Source organism: Sphingomicrobium arenosum, assembly GCF_026157085.1.
In the GTDB taxonomy this organism is placed as follows: domain Bacteria; phylum Pseudomonadota; class Alphaproteobacteria; order Sphingomonadales; family Sphingomonadaceae; genus Sphingomicrobium; species Sphingomicrobium arenosum.
In genome coordinates this window covers 2,302,122-2,322,871 of the sequence record NZ_JANPVN010000001.1, presented here as the reverse complement: position 1 = coordinate 2,322,871, position 20,750 = coordinate 2,302,122, and the positions used below count along the sequence as shown (strand labels likewise).

At 64.3% G+C, this 20,750-nt stretch carries 15 protein-coding genes; 6 read left to right on the top strand and 9 right to left on the bottom strand.

Going from position 1 to position 20,750, the window contains the following annotated elements:
• The first annotated feature begins 164 nt into the window (after window positions 1-164).
• Complete coding sequence (locus NUW51_RS11640; protein ID WP_265587682.1) at window positions 165-2,297, top strand: coiled-coil domain-containing protein; 2,133 nt, start codon at window positions 165-167, stop codon at window positions 2,295-2,297.
• A gap of 16 nt (window positions 2,298-2,313) precedes the next feature.
• Here the strand turns inward: NUW51_RS11640 and NUW51_RS11635 are convergent, their stop codons facing one another.
• The gene (locus NUW51_RS11635; RefSeq protein ID WP_265587681.1) at window positions 2,314-3,891 is read right to left on the bottom strand and encodes a DEAD/DEAH box helicase; all 1,578 of its coding nucleotides are present in this window, start codon (window positions 3,889-3,891) and stop codon (window positions 2,314-2,316) included.
• A gap of 422 nt (window positions 3,892-4,313) precedes the next feature.
• On the opposite strand from NUW51_RS11635, the gene NUW51_RS11630 reads away from it, so the two are divergent.
• Entirely contained in the window at window positions 4,314-5,234 is a 921-nt protein-coding gene (locus tag NUW51_RS11630) for a hypothetical protein (protein WP_265587680.1), read from the top strand.
• A 72-nt stretch (window positions 5,235-5,306) separates the two neighbouring features.
• On the opposite strand, the gene NUW51_RS11625 is transcribed toward NUW51_RS11630, so the two are convergent.
• The 3 genes from NUW51_RS11625 to lepA all read right to left on the bottom strand — a co-directional run bounded on the left by NUW51_RS11625 (window position 5,307) and on the right by lepA (window position 10,317).
• Entirely contained in the window at window positions 5,307-7,262 is a 1,956-nt protein-coding gene (locus tag NUW51_RS11625) for an ATP-binding protein (protein ID WP_265587679.1), read from the bottom strand.
• Window positions 7,259-8,287, bottom strand: a complete 1,029-nt coding sequence (locus NUW51_RS11620) for a DNA cytosine methyltransferase (RefSeq protein WP_265587678.1) — start codon at window positions 8,285-8,287, stop codon at window positions 7,259-7,261. Before NUW51_RS11620 ends, NUW51_RS11625 begins: the two co-directional genes overlap by 4 nt.
• A gap of 209 nt (window positions 8,288-8,496) precedes the next feature.
• Window positions 8,497-10,317 (bottom strand): translation elongation factor 4, encoded by a 1,821-nt coding sequence (lepA, locus tag NUW51_RS11615; protein WP_265587677.1) that lies wholly within the window; start codon window positions 10,315-10,317, stop codon window positions 8,497-8,499.
• Between the two features lie 148 nt (window positions 10,318-10,465).
• Between lepA and NUW51_RS11610 the strand changes: the two genes are divergently transcribed.
• On the top strand, window positions 10,466-11,236 hold the full coding sequence (locus NUW51_RS11610) for a DUF1206 domain-containing protein (protein WP_265587676.1): 771 nt from the start codon (window positions 10,466-10,468) through the stop codon (window positions 11,234-11,236).
• 110 nt (window positions 11,237-11,346) lie between these two features.
• Complete coding sequence (locus tag NUW51_RS11605) at window positions 11,347-14,214, top strand: M16 family metallopeptidase (protein WP_265587675.1); 2,868 nt, start codon at window positions 11,347-11,349, stop codon at window positions 14,212-14,214.
• Between the two features lie 10 nt (window positions 14,215-14,224).
• Here NUW51_RS11605 and NUW51_RS11600 read toward each other — a convergent pair whose 3' ends face one another.
• The 4 genes from NUW51_RS11600 to NUW51_RS11585 all read right to left on the bottom strand — a co-directional run bounded on the left by NUW51_RS11600 (window position 14,225) and on the right by NUW51_RS11585 (window position 17,681).
• Window positions 14,225-15,295, bottom strand: a complete 1,071-nt coding sequence (locus NUW51_RS11600; protein WP_265587674.1) for a 5-(carboxyamino)imidazole ribonucleotide synthase — start codon at window positions 15,293-15,295, stop codon at window positions 14,225-14,227.
• Window positions 15,292-15,747, bottom strand: a complete 456-nt coding sequence (gene purE / locus NUW51_RS11595; RefSeq protein WP_407696357.1) for a 5-(carboxyamino)imidazole ribonucleotide mutase — start codon at window positions 15,745-15,747, stop codon at window positions 15,292-15,294. Before purE ends, NUW51_RS11600 begins: the two co-directional genes overlap by 4 nt.
• A 98-nt stretch (window positions 15,748-15,845) precedes the next feature.
• A complete protein-coding gene (gpmA, locus tag NUW51_RS11590; RefSeq protein WP_265587673.1) occupies window positions 15,846-16,535 on the bottom strand; it encodes a 2,3-diphosphoglycerate-dependent phosphoglycerate mutase in 690 nt (229 codons plus the stop codon).
• Window positions 16,536-16,541: 6 nt separating this feature from the next.
• A complete protein-coding gene (locus NUW51_RS11585; protein WP_265587672.1) occupies window positions 16,542-17,681 on the bottom strand; it encodes a M14 family metallopeptidase in 1,140 nt (379 codons plus the stop codon).
• 179 nt (window positions 17,682-17,860) lie between these two features.
• Between NUW51_RS11585 and NUW51_RS11580 the strand changes: the two genes are divergently transcribed.
• Both NUW51_RS11580 and ykgO read left to right on the top strand, forming a co-directional pair.
• Complete coding sequence (locus NUW51_RS11580; protein ID WP_265587671.1) at window positions 17,861-19,531, top strand: M20/M25/M40 family metallo-hydrolase; 1,671 nt, start codon at window positions 17,861-17,863, stop codon at window positions 19,529-19,531.
• A gap of 62 nt (window positions 19,532-19,593) precedes the next feature.
• The gene (ykgO, locus tag NUW51_RS11575; RefSeq protein ID WP_006833921.1) at window positions 19,594-19,719 is read left to right on the top strand and encodes a type B 50S ribosomal protein L36; all 126 of its coding nucleotides are present in this window, start codon (window positions 19,594-19,596) and stop codon (window positions 19,717-19,719) included.
• A 99-nt stretch (window positions 19,720-19,818) separates the two neighbouring features.
• Here the strand turns inward: ykgO and NUW51_RS11570 are convergent, their stop codons facing one another.
• Window positions 19,819-20,748 (bottom strand): phosphoenolpyruvate carboxykinase (ATP), encoded by a 930-nt coding sequence (locus NUW51_RS11570; protein WP_265587670.1) that lies wholly within the window; start codon window positions 20,746-20,748, stop codon window positions 19,819-19,821.
• Between the last annotated feature and the right edge of the window lie 2 nt (window positions 20,749-20,750).

Sequence of the window (20,750 nt, the reverse complement as noted above, 5' to 3'; positions counted from 1 at the left end):
CGAAACGAGGCTCGGCAATCCGCGCTTTGACGATGCGCATTCATCCCCAGCGACACATTTGAAACACAACGACTCGGGCGATGTGATATGATCCTCGCAAACGCCGGTCATACCTCACCCATGCCAATGGCCCCGCCCCGCGGGGTCCAAGAGGGAGAGACGACATGAGACAGGTGAAGATGATCGCCGGAAGCCTTGCGCTGATCGGCCTTGCCAGCAGCGCATACGCGCAGCAGGCGGCGCGCCAGGCGGCGCCGGTCCAGCCCGAACTGTCCGCCCCCGCGATCAGTCGCGCCGCCATCCCGCAGCGCGCGGTGGTGCTGCGCGCCGACAACCAGGCCGAATTGCTGCGTCGCCTGCCGGTCGAGCGCCGTCTCGATCTGTCCGCCGTGCGCGCCCAGCCGGTGATCGCGCTCGAGCAGGGCGAGGCGGACCTCACCCCCGTGCTCGCCAATCCCGTGTCGCCGATCAACATCGCCGACCGCCTCAAGGCGCGGCCCCAGCTCGCCACCGTGCGCGCCGATACGATCGAGGTCGCCGAAATCCCGCAGGGCCTCGTGGTGCGCCAGTTCCTCGCCTACAAGGTGGGGCTCGGCACCTGCACCGACCCTTCCAAGCGCCGCGCGCTGGAAGCGCAGGGCGGCACCTGTTTCGACCGCGCCAGCGCCCAGGCGCGCCGCGCCGAACTCGCCGATCCCGCCAGCGCACGCTTCGTCGAGGACCGCGCCCAGCGCGCGCGCATCGCCGCCCAGACCGAGGCGCGGATCGTGCAGGCGCAGGCCGAGATCGACGGCGACATCGCCCAGCTGCGCGCCATGTTCGCCGACCCCGCCCAACGCGCCGCGATCGAGGCCGAGGTGGGCGTCGCCGAGGCCGCCCGCCTCGCCGCTCTGCCCGATGACCAGCTCCAGGCCGAGATCGTCAACAATGCCGAGATCGAGGTCGAGGAAGTGATGTTCGTCCCCGCCCCCGCCACCCGTGCGGTGCGGCTCAAGGATCGCGCCGATTTCGGGCGCATCGGCTCGCGCGAGGCGCTCGATGCGCAGATCGTCGCGCTCGACCGCGAGGATCTGGCCGCGCGCGTGCCTTCGGGCCGCGCCGTCGCCGACATCCGCATGACCCCGACGCGCCCCGGCGGGATCCACGGTTTCCAGGCGCCCGAGATGCTCAATGTCTCGGAAGACATTGCGATCGAGGCCAAGCCCTATCTCACCGGCTTCACCCTCGGGCTAGAACATGAATGGTCGCGCCGCGTGTCGATCAGCGTCAACTGGTGCCTCATCGGTTGCACGCGGACCTATTATCTCGAACCCTATGCGGGCTTCGGCTACGGGCTCGGCCTCCGCCTGCCCGTGCGGGTCGAGGGCACCTATCGCTATCGCCACCAGAACGGGCAGGAGCGCGCCTGGGTGGTGCCGCAATTCACCCCCTTCAACGGCAACGACCAGCAATATCGCGATGCCGGCCTCTCCCAAAATCAGTCGTTCGACGGACAGGAGATGGTCGCCGAGCTACAGGCCTATGCGGGCTTCCTGTTCAAGTTGCCCGCCGGGGTCGATGGCAATATCAGCGCCAGTGTCGGCGCCGACCTCACCGATCGCCTGCCCGCGCCTTATCATGGCGGCCAGTTCACCCCGCCCGCGCCGGGCTACAGCAGCCCCGATCTGGTGCGCACGGTGACCGAGATCGACCTTATCGCCAACAAGGCCAATTTCGGCATCGCGGGCGCGAGGATCCACCCGGCGGTAAAGTTCAATTTCAATTCGGACGGCCTCAAGTTCAAGCTGCGCGATCATGTCGCGGGCAAGAATACGTGGATGACGACCTCGGGCGAGCCCTATGCGGTCGCGCTCGACGACAACCACCGCAGCCGCTTCTCGATCAGCGATCCGGTCTACAATCTCGGCTTCGAGATGACGCCGGGGATCGAGGGCCGCGTGTTCGTCGACATCGCGGTCTGGGGCCACACGTGGAAATGGCCGGTCTGGTTCCCGCAACTGTCGGTCGACCTGCCGCCGGGCGGATTGGACTTCACCTGCCACGCGGGCACGACCTGCTCCAACCAGCACCAGGTCCGCGCCGCCCATTGGAGCCCGCAGGCGCGCGACAGCGTCACGACCCGCGGCAGCGATGCGCGCCCCGCCGCTCGCTCGAGCAGCACGCCGGCCCGCGCCCCGACCCGCCCGCCGCGCGCCAGCGACACGCAGGACGCCGACACGCCCAACCGGGCGCGGGCGACCGTAACGACGCGGCCTGCTCGAACAGTCGAACAGGCCGCAGAAAAGGATGACGATTGAGGGCTAGGAAAGGACCCTAGCGCGACTGGCGGCGAGGGCCACGGCCTGCGCCGCCTTCGCGCTGCCCGCCACCGGGGCGACCGCCGGGACGAGGCCCGCGCGGGCCGCCGGGATTGCCGCCACCGCGCTGGGCACGTTGCCCCTCGCCACAGCTGCGCTCACCCTGCTGGCCGCCGCCCTGATGTCCGCCCCCATGTCCGCCCTGCCCGCGATGCGGCTTCTTGGCGAAGGGCTTGCGCTGGCGGCGCTCGCCACCCTCGCCCTGATCGTCGCGGCGCGGCTTGCCCTGTCCGTGACGCGGCTTGACGCGATGCTCGCCCTTGCTCGGGCGGCGATAATGCGGCGGACGGCTGTTGACACCCTCGCCCTCATCCTCGCCCATCGGCGTCCAGCGCCCCTGCGTCGCGCCGCGCGGCGCCGCCTTGGGCAGTTCGCTCGCCTGTTGGTTGAAATTGTCGGGCAGGCGCGCGGGCGTGATCTTCACCCCCGTCAGCCGCTCGATGTCGCGCAGATAGCTCTTCTCGTCGGGCGCACAGAAGCTCATCGCCACGCCCTCGCGCCCGGCACGCGCGGTGCGCCCGATGCGGTGGACATATTGTTCGGGCACGTTGGGCAGCTCGAAGTTGAACACATGGCTCACCCCCGGCACGTCGATCCCGCGCGCGGCGATGTCGGTCGCGACGAGAATGCGCAGCTTGCCCTCGCGAAAACCGTTGAGCGCCGCGGTCCGCTGGCCCTGGCTCTTGTTGCCATGGATCGCGGCGGCCTCGATGCCCGCACCGACGAGGAAGCGCACGACGCGGTCCGCCCCATGCTTCGTGCGCGTGAACACGAGCGCGCGGTCGATCGACCCGTCGCGCAAGCCGTCACGAAGGCGCAGCGTCAATAGCGCCTGCTTCTCGCGCTGGTCGATGAAGGTCACCGACTGGTCGATCCGCTCGGCGGTCGAGCTCTGCGGCGTCACTTCCACCCGCACGGGGTTCGAGATGAACTGCTTGCCGAGATCGGCGATCGTCTTGGGCATGGTCGCCGAGAAGAACAGCGACTGACGCTCCTTGGGGAGCATCCGCGCGATCTGCTGCAGCGGCTTGATGAAGCCCAGATCCATCATCTGGTCGGCCTCGTCCAAGACAAAGATCTCGACATTGCGCAGGGTGAGCGCGCGCCGGTCGATCAGGTCGAGCAAACGCCCCGGCGTCGCGACGAGAATGTCGGTCCCGCCGCTGAGCCCGCGCGCCTGCGCGGTGATCGGCTTGCCGCCGAAGACGACATGGGTCTTCAGCCCCGTCCCCTTCGAATAGCCCTTGATCGAGGTCGCGATCTGCGCCGCCAGCTCGCGCGTCGGGCTCAGCACCAGCATCCGGCACGTCGCCGGCTGGCGCATCACGAACCCGCGCTCCAAAAGGCGGTGGATCGACGGCAGCGAGAAAGCCGCCGTCTTGCCCGTCCCCGTCTGCGCGATCCCCATCAGGTCGCGCCCTTCCAGCAGCGCCGGGATCGACTGCTCCTGGATCGGGGTCGGGGTGGTGTAATTCTGTTCCTGCAACGCGTGCAGGATCGGCTTGGCGAGGCCAAGCTTGGCAAAAAAGCTCATGGATGTTCTTTCAATATGAAAAGCGGCGCAGCGACCCACGATGAGGGGCGCACCGCGCAGCAGGTTGTCGTCGAATGCGACCCTGCGTGAAAAAGGAAGCTGTCAGTGTTTCTGGACGGTGCGGATCCTGTGATCAGGCCTCACGCTGCACCGAATGTCTGTTGCGCGCCTCTATAGGGTTACGTTCCTGAACGCAACCGAAACCGCCCACAAGCACCGAGGATAGCGTAAGCGGAGCGCAAGCGAGCGTCGCTATCCGAAGAGATGCGTGACCCATCGGACGGCCTGCGCGCCCTTGCGCGACAGGACCGACGGGCCCGAGCCGCCTCGGGCCCCCGCACCACCTCCCGCGCCGCCACCCTGTCCTACAACCCCCGCCCTGCGATACATGGAGAGGCTTTCCACCGCGCCGGAGCCACCCCATGCCAGACCAGCCCCTTATTCCCGTCCTGTGCGACCTGTGCCGCGCCCGCGGCCATGCCGGCGACGAGGCCTTCGCCGAACTCGCCGAGCTGCTCGCCTTCACCCCCGTGCCGGTAAAGAGCCACGCCAACAACTGGACGCCCGAGCATCAGCGCGCCTTCATCGCCGCGCTCGCGACCACCGGCAACGTTCGCCCCGCCGCCCGCGCCATCGGCCGCTGGGCCAACGGTGCCGAGCGCCTCAGGAAACACCCGAAGGGTCGCAGCTTCGCCGAAGCCTGGGACAATGCGCTCGACCTCTACCGCGAACGCGAACTCGCGCTCCTCCACGACGGCCTCGCCGACCTCAAGGCCGAGCATGACGAGGAACGCGACCAGCGCCGCAGCGTCCTCCTCTCGCGCGAGGAGCGCCGCGATGGCCGCAGGCGCGGCCCCGGCCGCCCGCCCGCCGTCGACGTCGGCGACGGCGGCCCCGACCGCGAGGAGATCGAAGCCGCCCGCGCCGCCGTCCTCGAACGCCTCGAGCGCCTCGCCGAGGAAGGGCAGCAGGAACAACTCGCCGAGATCATGCACGACCCCGACAAATGCGCCGCCTGGGAAACCCTCTACGGCCCCGTCGACTGGGACGCCGTGCGAGAGCGCGAGGCCGAAGACGCCGCCTGGCGCGCCCGCGCCGCGCGCGACACGTCAGCGCCCGGCGCCGCTTCCATCGACGCGCCGCCCCCAGCGCTACCGGCAGCGCCCGAACCACCCCCCCAGCCCGCCACGCAGCCCCCCTCCAGCGCCACCATCGAACGCGAACAGGCGAGGGCTGCGCTGGGCCAGCGCCACCCGCCCGACGTTCGCGACGTGACGCGGGAAGAGCTGTTCTCGCGCGGGTTCGAGCCGGGGCCCGAGGGGATGATGATCAGGCGGTTGTGAGAAGACGAAGTAAACGCGGCGTCCAATCCGCGCCTTTCGATCGATTGCTACGCAATTCAAGGCTGATGTATTTCAACTCGCTCGTAGGTCAGACAACCGATCATCATCCGGGGCACGCTGAACCAAAATTTCTAGGAACTCGTCCCACTGCGATTCTGCGCGCTTGAGCAGCCCGTCCCACTCCAAGCACTCCATGCCTGCGCGTTGAAGTCTATCGAAAAGCGGTTGCAACCCCGGATTATCTGCGAGTTTTTCCGCAACGAGTAGGCCTGACACATTTAAAAAGCCAAGCTTCGTGTTCGCATGAATCTTAATGCTAAGAATATCGACATATTCCTGAAATCTATTCAGATGGTCACGATCAACTTTAAGTCCTGGCCGCATAAATTCTACTATGAGTAACTGACGGCCAGATGACAGGACCAAATCCACTCGTTTCTTCCAATCAGGGTCACTGTCGAGCTTGGCCTCTTTTGCCGCGGCCTCAACGAGATTTTTGACCGTTTTTTCGATTCTAAATGTCTCCCACTCTGGAGAGAGCAGCCAAGGATTCTTCGCGATGTAATCCCTTACAGCGTTTTCGAGTTCCTTCGCTCGGATGCGTCGTTCGAGGCCACGAATGATTTCCAGTTTGGCTTTAACGGCTTCTGCAACGTGTAGCGCATTGAGTACTTGGGTCTCTGCAAGAAGTGACAGGAGGATCCCCTCGCTCATGTCCTCCACGTCGGACACGTCCGAGATGAGTTCCTTCAGCCGGCCTCCCTCCCAAGCAGTGAGAATAGCCGATGCTAGACTTTCAAACTGCTCTTGCTTGAGAGTCTCGATCGTCGCGATTTTTTTAATCGCGCCCTTTACGATCCTGCGCTCACGAGCGTTCAGCCGTTCTAGTCTACCGGAAAACGCAGCAATCTTGTTATCTATCTTAGCAATATTTTCCTCGGCTCGTCTTTCTTTCCATAGCCGGAGAAGTTTTTTTAGTCTTTCTTGACCCCACTCCAATACGGGCTTCGCCTCGTCGATTTCCCAGTTTATGCGCTGACGTTCAGTCGTAATTATGTCGTCATGAAGACTATCAAGAAAGTCCGCTTGAACTTCGCCAAACATGTATTGTTGCCCGTGCTGGCCTGATAGACCCCCCGAAAGATGGAAGAAAAAAGGTGTCTGCGCGATCTTTATTCCACAAAATACGGAAACCCCTCTAAACTCCTCTGTCTCTATGGGATCTTTTGTAAACGAGACCCTCCAGCGAACTCTTCCTCCACCAACTTTTTCTTGAGCCCAGTTTCCATCGACTTTTACGCCATCGGGGACTTCATCATCCCGAAAATCCTTTGGAAAATCGAACTCTACTCCTGCGAGGAGTCGATCTTCTGGAATCGGCGACCCCTCAACAAATACCCGAAAATCATCAGCTGATTGGTTGACCAAGAAGCGCCGCGACATTGATTTCGCGAATGCTTCGCTATTAGGACGGCGGGAAAGCTTTAGCCTTTTGAGAGTGACCGTTGTACCGTGGTTTTCAATTTTGGATGGATCGGGACCTTCTTTGATCGGCACCGGGAGCTCTTGTGCGATCTCCGAAATGTATTCGGAGCTTCGCAAATTGGCCAAATCTAGGACAAATTTAGTGTGCTCGCCGGTCTTTTTACTAGTTGTTTCTACTTCGAGAACCTCAGCGATCCCAAATCCCGCAAATTTTCCAATCCCTTTCCTTCCAAGGACCGGACGCCCCTTCTCTGAAGTATCGCCACCATCGCTCTCTCTACGGTTTCGACCTATCTTAAGGTAAAAGTCCTGACACTCTGCGAACGACATGCCGTGACCGTCGTCTTTGATTGTGAAGGTCGCCTGAGGGTCGCTGACATCATCTGGCAAGGAAATCCTGACGTTTTCCGCATCGGCATCCCATGCATTTGCTACTAGTTCAGCGATTGCCGCTACAGGGCTTTGGTACATCTGAATGCCGAGCGAGTCTATTATCCGCCCATGAAAGCGCAAGTAAAGTTTCTCGTTTTTACTATCAATCATGAAGACCCCAATGATTGGAGAAGCCGAGCAGCATGCAATTTCGCAAATGAGGGCGGAAAGGCGTTACCAATCATTTGCGCAATAGGGTAGCGGCCGCGCTTTGCAGAAAACGCATATGATGCCGGAAAACCCTGAAGGATTGCAGCCTCACGCAAGGTGATCGCCCTATCCTGTTCAGGATGAAGGAATCTGCCGCGAGAAGGATTGATACACCCCCCAGTTATCGTAGGCGCTGGCTTATCCCAAGCCATTCTACCGTACACGTCTTTATAGCCGTCTGTTTTTTTATGGCACTCAAGCACTAAATGAAAAGGCAGGCTTGATCTACTCCCGCCATCCTTCGGAATTTTCGATATGATCTCGTTTACCTTGTCCGAACGTTTAACCGGATAATTATGCATCGCGTCTTTGCTCTTCGACGGCTCAGGCAAGTGCGCTATCAAATCTCTTACACTAAGGCTAGCACTCAAAGGTGGCGCAAAATCAGGCTCCGAATCCAAAGAACCAATCAATATCATCCGGCGCCGCTTCTGCGCTGCACCGAAGTTAATCGCATTGAAAACTTCGGACTTACATTTGTAACCAAGTGCGCTCAGCTTTGTTTTTAGAGCCTTAAGCCGAACATCTTTGCTCAACCCTGGTACGTTTTCTAGCATGATGAGCCGTGGCCTAAACTCTTTGCAGAACCGCTCGAACTCGAACACCAGATCGTTCATCGGCTCGGAGACGCTGTATCCACCGTTCCTTGTGCGAAGTGATGAAAATCCTTGGCACGGTGGGCAACCAGCCAAAAGCGTCAGTTCACCCTTCTCAAGGCCGAGCGACTTTCGCACTTTCGATGGATCTAGACCACGAATATCGCTCTCAAAAACCTTAGTCTTAGGATGGTTCAGCCGATATGTCTCGGCTGCCAGATTATCGCATTCGACTGCGCCCAAGATGCGAATGTTGGCATCGGACAACCCTACCGAAAGGCCTCCACAACCTGCGAAGAGGTCAACTGCAGTGTAAGATGGATAAGCCATTTGCGCCCCTCCCCCTTTCAGTCAAAGGTATATTCCGACGGTGCGAAAGCAATGAAAAAAGCCCTCTGGTATTAGGTTGCTGCAAGCGACGGCAGGGCGGCCTGCCGTCGTCGAACGGGTCCGGCTGCGCCGACCCGCCGGCCGCTTAGGATCGTCTCTCGACAGAAGGCACGATTGCTCGCGCAATCGCCGCCTTCTGCTCGGCGATCCTAATTTTCATCCCCCATCTTCAGCGCCGCAATAAACGCTTCCTGCGGGATGGAGACGTTGCCGTACTCGCGCATCTTCGCCTTGCCCTTCTTCTGCTTCTCGAGGAGCTTGCGCTTGCGCGTCGCGTCGCCGCCATAGCATTTGGCCGTCACGTCCTTGCGCATCGCGCTGATCGTCTCGCGCGCGATGACCTTGCCGCCGATCGCGGCCTGGACGGGAATCTTGAACAGGTGGCGGGGGATGAGGTCCTTCAACCGCTCGCACATGCCGCGCCCGCGCTGTTCGGCGGTGGAGCGGTGGACGATCATGCTCAAGGCGTCGACCGCCTCTTCGTTGACGAGGATGCTCATCTTGACGAGGTCGCCCTCGCGCGTGCCGATCTGTTCATAATCGAAGCTCGCATAGCCCTGTGAAATCGACTTCAGCCGGTCGTAGAAATCGAACACCACTTCGTTGAGGGGCAGTTCGTAGACCACCTGCGCGCGCCCGCCCACGTAGGTCAGGTCCTTCTGGATCCCGCGCCGGTCCTGGCACAGCTTGAGGATCCCGCCGAGATATTCGTCGGGGGTATAGATGGTCGCCTTGATCCACGGCTCCTCGATCCGCTCGATCCGGTTGACGTCGGGATAGTCCGCCGGATTGTGCAGCTCGATGACCTTCGCATCCTCGGTCTTGGTGTGCGACAAATGCATCGTATAGACGACGCTCGGCGCGGTGGTGATGAGGTCGAGGTCATATTCGCGGGTCAGCCGCTCCTGGATGATCTCGAGGTGCAACAGCCCGAGGAAGCCGCAGCGAAAGCCGAAGCCCAGCGCCGCCGAGGTTTCCATCTCGAACGAAAAGCTCGCATCGTTGAGGCGCAGCTTGTGCAGGCTCTCGCGCAGCTTCTCGAACTCCGCCGCATCGACCGGGAACAGCCCGCAGAACACCACCGGCTGCACTTCCTTGAAGCCCGGCAGCGGCGTGGCGGTGGGGTTCTTGACCGTCGTGATCGTGTCGCCGACCGCGGTCTGGCTGACTTCCTTGATCTGCGCGGTGATGAAGCCGATCTCGCCCGCCGCCAGCTCGTCCAGTTCGATGCGCTTGGGGGTGAAGCAGCCGACGCGGTCGATGAGATGCTCGGTGCCCGCCTGCATGAACTTGACGCGCTGCCCGCGCTTCAGGCTGCCTTCCATGACGCGCACGAGGATGACGACGCCCAGATACGGATCGTACCAGCTGTCGACCAGCATGGCTTTCAAGGGCGCGTCGCGGTCGCCCTTGGGGTGCGGGATCTTGTCGACGATGGCCTGCAGGATCGCCTCGATGCCGATGCCCGACTTGGCCGATGCCTCGACCGCGTCCGAACTGTCGAGGCCGATCACTTCCTCGATCTCCAGCTTGACCTTTTCGGGCTCGGCGGCGGGCAGGTCGATCTTGTTGATGACGGGCACGATCTCATGGTCGTGCTCGATCGACTGATAGACGTTGGCGAGCGTCTGCGCTTCCACGCCCTGCGCGGCATCGACCACCAGCAGCGCGCCCTCGCACGCGGCGAGGCTGCGCGACACCTCATAGGCGAAGTCGACGTGGCCGGGCGTGTCCATGAGGTTCAATTCATAGGTCTCGCCATCCGCCGCGACCCAGTCGAGCCGCACGGTCTGCGACTTGATGGTGATCCCGCGCTCCTGCTCGATCTCCATATTGTCGAGCACCTGCGCCTTCATCTCGCGCTCGGTCAGCCCGCCAGTGACCTGGATGAGCCGATCGGCAAGCGTCGACTTGCCATGATCGATATGCGCGATAATGCTGAAATTACGGATTTTTTCGAGGTCTGCCATGCGAATCTTCAGTCAAGCTGGGAGGCGGCGGACGGGTCCCGCGCCAATCTGCCACGCCAGCTAGCAGCAGTTGGCGCGCCTGTCAGCATTTTCGGAACCGTCACGGCTTCCCGCTCGTCTGCCAGAAGACAACAGGGAGTTTTCACGCATGGTCACTACGTCGGAACTGGAATCCACCGCCTCCAGCCTCGAGAACTGGACCCGCGTCGGCTATGTCGCGCGCGGGCTTATCTACATCCTCCTCGGCTATGTCGCGCTGTCCGCCGAAGCGCCCGACAGCACGTCGGACCTGTTCAAGTCGGTCGAGGACCTTCCAGCGGGCAGCGTGCTGCTCGGCATCATCATGCTCGGCGCCTTCGGCTATGGCCTGTGGAAGATCTTCGACGCGGTGAAGAATCTCGAGGGTTTCGACGACGACGCCACCGGCAAGGCCAAGCGCTTCTTCTATGTCGTCGGCGGGTTCGGCTATTTCGTTCTCGCTTATCTGGCAGGCAAGACGCTGTTCGGGTCGGGCGGTTCGGGTGACGGCACGCAAAAAGCCGCCGCCATCGCGCCCGATTGGCTGCTCTATGCGACCGGCGCGGGCATCCTCATCGCCGGCCTCTACCAGATCAAGAAGGGCATCACGCGCGAGTTCCTGCGCGGGCTGGGCGCCGGCACGCCGCCCTTCGTCGGTTGGTTCGGACTGCTCGGCCATGTGGCGCGCGGCATCGTCTTCATCACCTCGGGATGGTTCGTCATCCAGGCGGTCGGCAACAGCGAGGAGGCCAAGGGCCTCGCCGCCGCGCTGACCAGCCTCAAGGACACGGGCACGCTCTTCACGCTCCTGTGCATCGGGCTCATCCTGTTCGGCATCTTCAGCCTCGTCGAGGCGCGCTATCGCATCATTCCCAACGAGGATCTGCGCCCGAACCGTTGACCCCCGGGCGTCGGTCGAACCGACGCGCACCCTCGTCGAAGAGGGATATTGCGGTGAAGGAATGTTCGGGGCATGAGCACGGCAACGTGCTGAAAGTCCCGAACATTATCGTGCCTCGACTCTTGCGGCAGGCGTGGATCGTCGCCTCGGGCGCGCTCCTGCTCGGCTGCGCGGTCACGCCGCCGCCGAACGCTGCCCCTGCGCCCGCGCCCATTGAGGCACAGGCACCAGCCGCGCCGGGACCGCTCGTCGCCCTCGCCGACCAGGTCGCCATCCCGCACGTGACGTTCACGCTCGACAACGGCCTCACGGTCATCGTGCACGAGGATCGCAAGGCCCCCATCGTCGCGGTCAGCGTCTGGTACGATGTCGGCTCGACGGACGAGCCCGCCGGCAAGACCGGTTTCGCCCATCTGTTCGAACATCTCATGTTCAACGGTTCGGAGAATTTGCCGGGCGACTATTTCGAATGGACCGACGCCATCGGCGCGACGTCGCTCAACGGCACCACCCAATTCGATCGCACCCATTATTTCCAGAACGTGCCGACCGGCGCGCTCGAGCGCATCCTGTTCATGGAAAGCGATCGCATGGGCTATCTGCTGGGCGCGGTCACGCAGGACAAGCTCGATACCCAGCGCGCCGTCGTCCAGAACGAGAAACGGCAGCGCGACAATCGCCCCGGCGCGCGCGCCTGGGGCGTGCTGCTGAAGGAGATGTTCGGCAAGGACCATCCCTACGGTCACGAGACGATCGGCTCGATGGCGGATCTCGACAGCGCGACGCTGGGCGACGTGCGCCAGTGGTTCATCGACCATTATGGGCCCGATAATGCCGTGCTGGTGCTGGCGGGCGATGTCGATGCCGCCACCGCTCGCCCGCTGGTCGAACGCTATTTCGGGGCAATCCCAACAGGTCCCGCCCAACCCCCGATCGTGGCCGAGGTCCCCAGTTTCGAGCAATCGCGGCGGGTCGAGGTGACCGACGGCGTCGCGCGCCCACGCGTTACGATCTACTGGCCCATGCCCCCGCGCACCGATCCCGATCGCCCCGCGCTCGACATCGCGGGCTCGGTTCTCGGCGGGCTCGCCTCCAGCCGCCTCGATGCCGAGCTCGTCCGCCGCCGCGAGATCGCCGACTTCGCCTTCGCGGGCTATATCGGATATCAGCATGTCGGGCTGTTCAGCGTGGGCGGCGAGCCGCGTGAGGGCACCTCGCTCGACACCCTCGAGTTGGCGTTGCAGAAAGAGGTCGCCCGGCTTGTCACGCAGGGACCGAGCGCCGAGGAAGTCGAGCGGGCGGTGACGGACCTGATCGCCGCCGAGGTACGCGGGCTAGAGCAAGTCGGGGGCAGCGAGGGCAAGGCCGCACGGCTGGCCGAAAGCTATTTGGATCATGGTGACGCGGGGCACTTTGCCGCCGATCTCGCCGCTTATGCTGCACTGACGCCCGAGGCGGTCCGCGCCGCCGCCGCGCGCTGGCTCGAGCAGCCGACCTTGACGCTCACGCTGTTGCCGGGCGAGCCGGAGACGGTCGATGCCCTCGAAAAGGCCCCGTCGCAGGCGTCGAGCGATACAGCCGCATCGCCCAGCCCGCCGACCCGCACCATCCGCGAGATCCCGCCCATCGGGCCGACCTCGGCGCTCGACTTTCCCGAGGTCGCCTCGGTGCGGCTGTCTAATGGCGCCACGCTATACCATGCCCGCCGCTCCAGCCTTCCCGTAACTTCGGTCCTCATCGAATTTGACGCCGGACGCGCCGCCGAAGCCCCCGACGAGCGCGGTATCGCGGCCATGGTCGAGGCGCTGCTGGACGAAGGCGCCGGCGGCTTGAGCGCGCAGGAGATCGCGGAGCGCAGCGAAGCGCTCGGCACCGAGATCGACTTCGGCACGGCGCTCGACGAGACGGTCGCGAGCATGAGCGCGCTGACGGTCAATCTCGATGCCAGCCTCGATCTATTGGCGACCATGTTGCGGGCCCCCGATTTCGACCTTGAGGCGATCGAGCGCGTGCGTGGCCAGCTACTCGCCTCGCGGCAACGCACGCTCGCTACCATCGACGGCGTCGCCAACGATCTCTTGCCCGCCATCCTCTATCACCCGGCCGATCCCTATGGCGGCAGCCCTTACGGCGACCCCGACGCCATCGCCGCGATCGATGCCGACGACCTGCGCGATTTCCACGCGCGTTGGCTGCGACCCGAACGGGCGAATATCTTCGTGGTCTCGGACCTCGACACGGCGCAGGTCGAAGCGATGTTCGAACAACGGCTGGGCCGATGGACGGTCGATGAGGTTCCCGCCGGCATCAAGCGCTTTGCGGCGCGGCCCGCGCGGCCCGAGGGCCCCGACGTGACTCTCGTCGATCGCCCCGGCTCCTCGCAGTCGCTGATCCTCGCCGCGCAAATCCTGCCGGTCGCGCCGGGCGACGAGCTGACCGATCTTTTCAGTGCCAATGAAGTGTTCGGGGGCAGCTTCCTCGGGCGCATCAACATGGATTTGCGCGAAGAGAAGGGCTGGTCCTATGGCGCGCGCGGCTATGTCATCCGATCGAGCGCCGATGTCTTCTACCGGCTCCGCGCCCCGGTACAGGCCGACCGCACCGCCGACAGCCTGCGCGCGATCATCGCCGAGACCCACGCCTTCCTCACCGATGCGGGGGTGAGCGAGGAAGAGTTGGCGCGGACTCAGGCCGCGCAAATCGCCGAACTCCCCGGCCGCTTCGAGATGAGCGCGGCGCTCATTCAGGGGATGAGCAACAATGTCGAGGTCGGGCGGCCGATGGACTATTACGAAACGCTCGCCGAGCGGCTTGGCGCGCAGACAAGCGAGGGGCTCGACCGCGCGATCCGCGCGGCATTGGACCCCGCGGCCTTTCGCTGGATCGTCGTCGGCGATGCCGAGACGGTCGCGCCGCAGCTGGAGGCGGCGGGCATCGCCTTCGAGACGCGCAGCGCCCCCGAAGTCGACGCACCCTAGGATAGAGCGTCTAGCCCAGCCGGGTCACATGCCCCATCTTACGCCCGGGGCGGGCCTCGCGCTTGCCATAGACGTGAAGATGCGCGCCCGGTTCGGCGAGCAGGTCGGCCCACAGGTCCACGTCGTTGCCGATGAGATTGTCCATCGTGACGCGTGGGCTGACCAGCGCGGGATCGCCGAGCGGCAGGTCGCAGATACAGCGAAGATGCTGTTCGAACTGGCTGGTTTGCGATCCCTCGATCGTCCAATGCCCGCTATTGTGGACGCGCGGAGCGATCTCGTTGACGATCGGCCCCTCGGGCGTGGCGAAGAATTCGACCGCCATCACCCCGATATGCCCCAGCTCCATCGCCAGCTTGGCAGCGATGGCGACGGCCGCCTCGACATGCTCGTCGACCGGATCGCCCGCCGGGACCTCGGAGCGGCGCAGGATGCCGCCGTCGTGGATGTTGCGCGGCGCGTTCCAGATGGCGAGTTCGTCATCGGCACGGCGCGCCACGAGGATCGAGAATTCGGCGCCGAAATCGACCGCCGCCTCGGCGACCGCGGGCTCGCGCCCGATGGCGTCCCAGGCGTCGAGCAGCTGGCTTTCCTCGCGCACCCACGCCTGCCCCTTGCCGTCATAGCCGAGGCGCCGTGATTTCAGCACGAGCGGGAAGCCGATGTCCTCGCCGATGCCGTCGAAATCGCCGGGTTCGCTGATGGGACGCCATCTGGCGACGGTGCCGCCATGCTCTTCGATGAAACGCTTTTCCGCCGCGCGGTCCTGCGCGATGGCGAGGCTGCGCGTGCCGGGGCGAAGCTTGCCTTCCATCGCGTCCAAGGGCGCGACGGGAAGGTTTTCGAACTCGTAGGTGACGACGTCGCATTCGGCGGCGAAGGCTGCGAGCGCGTCCGAATTCTGATAATCGGCGCAGACGTAGAGCGAGGCTGTGGCGCTCGCGGGCGGCGCGGGATCGGGGGCATAGACATGGGTGCGATAGCCCATGCGATGCGCGGCAAGGCACAGCATCCGCCCCAATTGTCCGCCGCCGACGATGCCGATGGTCGAGCCGGGGGGCAGTGGCTTGAGTTCGCTCATCGGGGCGTCTCCTCGACCTTGTCGGTCTGGGCCTGGCGCCAATCGTCCAGTCGCTTGGCCAGCGCTTCGTCGTTCACCGCCAGTTGCGCCGCCGCGAACAGTGCCGCATTGGCCGCGCCCGCCTCGCCGATGGCGAAGGTGGCGACGGGGACGCCCGCGGGCATCTGAACGATCGAATAGAGACTGTCCTGACCCGACAGGGCCTTGGAGCGCACCGGCACGCCGAGCACCGGCACCGGGGTCAGCGCGGCGACCATGCCGGGCAGATGCGCCGCCCCGCCCGCGCCCGCGATGATCGCCTTCAAACCGCGCCCGCGCGCTGCCTTGGCATAATCGTAGAGCCGGTCGGGAGTGCGATGCGCCGAGACGATCTTTACTTCGTGTGCAACGCCCAGCTCCTCGAGGATCGCGGCGGCGCGCGCCATCGTCTCCCAGTCGGACTGGCTGCCCATGATGATACCGACGTCCACGTATATAGCCCCCGTGTTCGCGCCCCGTGGCGGGGCCGGATCGCTCCCGTTTAGGCGAGGAACGCTCGCCCGTCCACGCCTCAGGCCTCGTCGAGGTAGCGCCGGTCGGAGGGCTGCATCGCTTCGTCGAATTCGTAGATGATGGGACGGCCGGTCGGGATTTCGAGTCCGGTGATGTCGTCATCCGAGATGTTCGATAGGTGCTTTACCAGCGCGCGAAGGCTGTTGCCATGCGCCGACACGATCACCGTTTCGCCCGCCTCCAGGTGGGGTCGGATGTTCGCCTGATAATAAGGCAGGACGCGAGCGATCGTGTCCTTGAGGCTCTCGGTCGCGGGCACGTCGATCCCGGCATAGCGCGGATCATCGTCCATCCGGTACTTGTCGTCCGCTTCCTGCGCGGGCGGCGGCACGTCGAAGCTGCGGCGCCAGATGTGGACCTGCTCGTCGCCAACCTTGTCGCGCATCTCCTGCTTGTTCATGCCGGTGAGCCCGCCATAGTGGCGCTCGTTCAAATGCCAGTCCTTGGTCACGGGGATCCACAGCCGCCCCAATGAATGGAGCGCGAGGTGCAGCGTGCGGATCGCCCGCGTCTGGACCGAGGTGAAGGCGCGGGTCGGCGCGATGCCCTTGGCCTTCATCACCTCGCCCGCGCTCCTCGCTTCCTCGACGCCCTTGTCGGTGAGGTCGACATCCCACCAGCCGGTGAAGCGGTTTTCGAGATTCCACTGCGACTGGCCGTGGCGGACGAGGATCAGCTTGGCGGTCATGGGCGATCAGCCTTTCTTGCGGGCTTTCAGGTCGGGGACGAGCTGGGCGAGGGCATTGAGGCAGCCGTGCGCCAGATATTTGCAGCGCTCGGTCGACCAGCCGTAGATGGGGTCGGGCAGGTCGTCATTGTCCTTGAAGGGCATTTCCAACGTCATCGACACCGCGCCGAAACGCTCGGCCAGCTGGGTGGTCGACATGGACAGGTTTGCTTCGCCCGGCTTGGACACCTCATAGCCCTTTTCCTCCTGGAAGTCGGGGCAATTGGCCACCAGCAGGCTGCTGAACTGCTTGAACAGGTCATATTGCTTCTCATCGAAGCTCGGGATGCCCTCGAAGCCTGCGAGGAAGTTGGCGGGGATCGCTTCGTCGCCATGCACGTCCATCGCGAAGTCGACGCCCGTCTCGTCCATGCGATTGCGCACATAGAGCACTTCGGGGCTCTTTTCTTCGGTCGGATTGTCCCATTCGCGGTTCAAGTTGGTGCCGACCGCATTGGTGCGCAAATGCCCGCGCTTGGACCCGTCGGGGTTCATGTTGGGGACGATGTGGAAGGTGCATTCGGAAAGCAGCTTGCGACTGACGGGATCGTCGGGATCGGTCAGCTTCTCGAGCATGCCTTCCATCCACCATTCGGCCTGGCTCTCGCCCGGATGCTGGCGCGCATACATCCACACGACAAGATCGCCCTCGCCCATCTGGAAATAGTCGAGGTCCTGCCCGTCGATCGTCTTGCCGAGGCTGCGATAGTCGACATCGGGCAGCGCCGCGACGGTGGCGACGAGGTCAAGGTGGCGCTCCATCGAATAAGGCACGAAATAGGCGAGATAGACGCAGTCGGTGTCGGGCACGAGGCGGATGGTCAGCGTGCCGTCCTCGTAGCTCGTCGACTTGACGCGGGTCCATTCCTCGCGGTCGATGCTCATCAGCGCTTCATAGCCGGGCCAGCCGTCGACATAGGCCGCGCCGCCCGCATTGGTGATGGCGAGCTCGACCTCGCGCCCCGCGCCGCCGACCAGCTTGAAGTGGAACCACTGGTAGAAATCGCTCTGATGGTCCTTGACGATCTCGAGCTCGAGCCGGTCGTCCTGCTGGCTCACGAGCCGGATGTTGCCGCTGTCGAAAGCGCTGGTGACGGAAAGGGTCATGGCTGTGTCTACACCTGTAATGATCGAAATTTCGCCCCTTCCTAGGCAAGGCGACAGCCAAGGGAAACCCCGTGCGTTCACCCGCGCCTCGCGTCCGCTTGTCGAAATTCATTCCGCATCCACCTGCGAGCGCCTATGGAGCGGGCCAGCCATTGACGATTGCTCAGGAAGAACGCCCCGTGACGACCCTTCGCCTCCTCCTCGCCGCCGGCACCGCGCTGGCCGCCGCCGCCCCGCTGGCCGCTGCCGCCGAGACCCCCGCCCCCATGACGGCCGAGGCCGCCACCATCCGCGCCGACAGCGACATGGTCCGCGCGCATGTCGAATTCCTCGCCGACGATCTGCTCGAAGGGCGCCAGACCGGCACCCGAGGCTACGATCTCGCGGCGCTCTATGTCGTCAGCCGCTTTCGCGCCATGGGCCTCGAGCCCGGCGGCGATGACGGCAGCTGGTACCAGGAGGTGCCTTTCGTGCGCGCGAAGGTCGGCGAGACCAGCATCGCCGCCAGCCGCGACGGCGCGGCCGTCGCGCTCGCCGATAGCGACATCGCGCTGCGCCCCAGCGTGGCAGGCGAACAGGTCATGATCGACGCGCCCGTCGTCCTCGCCGGGCGCGGCATCAGCGAACCGCTGCTCGGGATCGACGATTATGCGGGCCTCGATGTCGCGGGCAAGATCGTGGTCGTGATGCCGGGCGCGGTTCCCGGCGGCAATGGCGACGTCAACGCGCATCTCGGCGGATCGAAGGCGCAGGTCGCCGCCGCCAAGGGCGCGCGCGGCATCATCTACCTGCTTGCCGCCCCCGAAGGGCAGGGCGCTGGCTTCATAAACTATATGCGCAACCATGAGGTGGTCGATGTCATCGGCCCCGACGGGCGCCCGTCCGACCAGCCCGGCGCGCTCGACGTGGAAGGTTATATGACCATCGAGGCGGCCAGCGCGCTGTTCGGCATGGACCTGCGCGAGACCGCCATGGCCGCGGCGATGGGCGAGGCGATCACGCTGCCGCGCGCGCCCGAGGCGCGGATGATGATCGACCATCGCTCGTCCCATGACAGCTTCACCGGCACGAATGTCATTGGCAACCTGCGCGGCGCCGATCCGGTGCTGGCGGGCGAACATGTCATGATGACCGCGCATCTCGACCATATCGGCGTGAACGAAGAGGGCGAGGACAAGGTCAACAATGGCGCGCTCGACAATGCCGCGGGCATCGCCACCATGCTCGAGGCGGCGCGCCTCTTCACCACACGCGAGGTCGCACCCGCCCGCTCGATCAGCTTCATCGCGCTCGCGGCGGAGGAAATGGGTCTGTTAGGCGCGGCCTATTATGCGCAAAATCCCATCGTGCCGATCGACGACATCGCCGCGGTGGTGAACCTCGACATGCCCGTCCCGCTCTACGACTTCACCGACGTGGTCGCCTTCGGGGCGCCCTATAACAGCGTCGCCGAAAAGGTCGCCGACGCGGGCGCCGCGCTCGGCATCACCGTCTCGCCCGATCCCATGCCCGAGCAGAATATCTTCGTGCGCTCGGACCATTATGAGTTCGCCAAGATGGGCGTGCCCGCGATCCTGCTCTTCACCGGCTATGGCAATGGCGGCGAGGAGCAATGGGCCGACTTCTTCGCCACGCGCTATCACAAGGCGGGCGATGATCTGAGCCAGGCGCTCGATTGGGACGCGCTCGCCAAATATGCGGAATTGAACCATCGCATCGCGCTGACCATCGCCGAGGATGCGACCCCGCCGCGCTGGTACGAGGGCACCTATTTCGGCGACGCCTTCGATCCCGGCGGCGAGCGCGCGCCGACGCCGCCCACGCTTGACTCAGGGCTTAGCAGCCACTAGGTGGCGCTCAGACTTTTCGGCTCCCGAAAAAACAGAATCACTTTTTTGCAAGGTTTTGCATCATGAAGATCCGTAACTCGTTGAAATCGCTCAAGTCGCGTCACCGCGATTGCCGCGTCATCCGTCGTCGCGGTCGCACCTACGTGATCAACAAGACCAACCGTCGCTTCAAGGCGCGCCAGGGCTAAGCCACGGCGCCTGCCTGACGCGCAGGTCTTTTTGAGACAGCATCAGACGCCTCCGAGCTTTCGGGGGCGTTTTTTGCTGTCTGCCGTCAACGCGCGCGCCTAGGCGCCGAGCGGTCTCTGCAGATGCTGTTGCAGCGCACGGGCATGCCGCAGCGCCTCGTCGAGCGCGAAGGGCCGCGAGAAGGAAAAGCAGGCGCAGCCGTCCGCCAGCGCCATCGCCTGCAGGAAACGCCGATCATCGTCGGCCAGCGCTTCGCCGATCGCCGGGCGAAAGAGGTTGTCGAGCAGGCTCATCGCCGCCTCGCGCCCCTTAATGGGCACAATTGCTAACTCGCCCTGGTCGATACGATAGAGCCGCGTCAGGCGAAACCGCTCGGTCCACGGCGCCGAGCGGTCGAGCGGGAGCTGATATTTGTCGATCTGCGGGGCGACACGTGGCAAGCCCTCGAGGCTGATCCCGAGCGCTGCCGCGCCCGTCGGGCCGAGCTTGATGCGCGGGATGCCGGGCCGGACCCATGCGGTGCCGTCGTCATCGAACTCGACCGCGAGCAGGTCGTCGCAGAGCGGCCTCAACCCCGCCTCGCGCAGGCTCGCCGCCAGCGTCGACTTGCCCGCCCCGCTGTCGCCGAGGAAGGCCGCCGCCTCGCCATCGCCAAAGGCGACGGCATTGGCATGGACGGTGAGCATCCCGCGCTTGAGCAGCAGCGCCCCCATGACCGAGCCAAGCAGCCACACGCGGATCATCGCCTCGGGCGTTTCCCGCGGCGCGACCACCTCGATCTCGCGCCCGCCGCGCACGCGATAGCGGATGCCATGCAGTTCGAACGCGACCGTTCCGTCGGGTTCGAGCCGCCAGTCGGTTTCCTCATCGATGCGCAGCGCGGCATCGCGGCGCATCGTGATATGCACGTCGGGCGCCTCCCCCGACGTATCGGCATAGAGTTCGGGCAGCAGCATGCTGCTCTCGAAGCGCAACCCGAAGGCGCCATGGCGGTGATGCCCGCCGCTTGTGCCGCTCTTGCCCTGCATGA

Coding starts and splice junctions, on each gene's coding strand:
- lepA (WP_265587677.1), bottom strand. CDS start 10,317: ATGGCAGACCTCGAAAAAATCCGTAATTTCAGCATTATCGCGCATATC.
- NUW51_RS11600 (WP_265587674.1), bottom strand. CDS start 15,295: ATGAGCGAACTCAAGCCACTGCCCCCCGGCTCGACCATCGGCATCGTC.
- NUW51_RS11635 (WP_265587681.1), bottom strand. CDS start 3,891: ATGAGCTTTTTTGCCAAGCTTGGCCTCGCCAAGCCGATCCTGCACGCG.
- NUW51_RS11630 (WP_265587680.1), top strand. CDS start 4,314: ATGCCAGACCAGCCCCTTATTCCCGTCCTGTGCGACCTGTGCCGCGCC.
- NUW51_RS11610 (WP_265587676.1), top strand. CDS start 10,466: ATGGTCACTACGTCGGAACTGGAATCCACCGCCTCCAGCCTCGAGAAC.
- purE (WP_407696357.1), bottom strand. CDS start 15,747: ATGGGCAGCCAGTCCGACTGGGAGACGATGGCGCGCGCCGCCGCGATC.
- NUW51_RS11640 (WP_265587682.1), top strand. CDS start 165: ATGAGACAGGTGAAGATGATCGCCGGAAGCCTTGCGCTGATCGGCCTT.
- NUW51_RS11585 (WP_265587672.1), bottom strand. CDS start 17,681: ATGACCCTTTCCGTCACCAGCGCTTTCGACAGCGGCAACATCCGGCTC.
- gpmA (WP_265587673.1), bottom strand. CDS start 16,535: ATGACCGCCAAGCTGATCCTCGTCCGCCACGGCCAGTCGCAGTGGAAT.
- NUW51_RS11570 (WP_265587670.1), bottom strand. CDS start 20,748: ATGCAGGGCAAGAGCGGCACAAGCGGCGGGCATCACCGCCATGGCGCC.
- NUW51_RS11620 (WP_265587678.1), bottom strand. CDS start 8,287: ATGGCTTATCCATCTTACACTGCAGTTGACCTCTTCGCAGGTTGTGGA.
- ykgO (WP_006833921.1), top strand. CDS start 19,594: ATGAAGATCCGTAACTCGTTGAAATCGCTCAAGTCGCGTCACCGCGAT.
- NUW51_RS11625 (WP_265587679.1), bottom strand. CDS start 7,262: ATGATTGATAGTAAAAACGAGAAACTTTACTTGCGCTTTCATGGGCGG.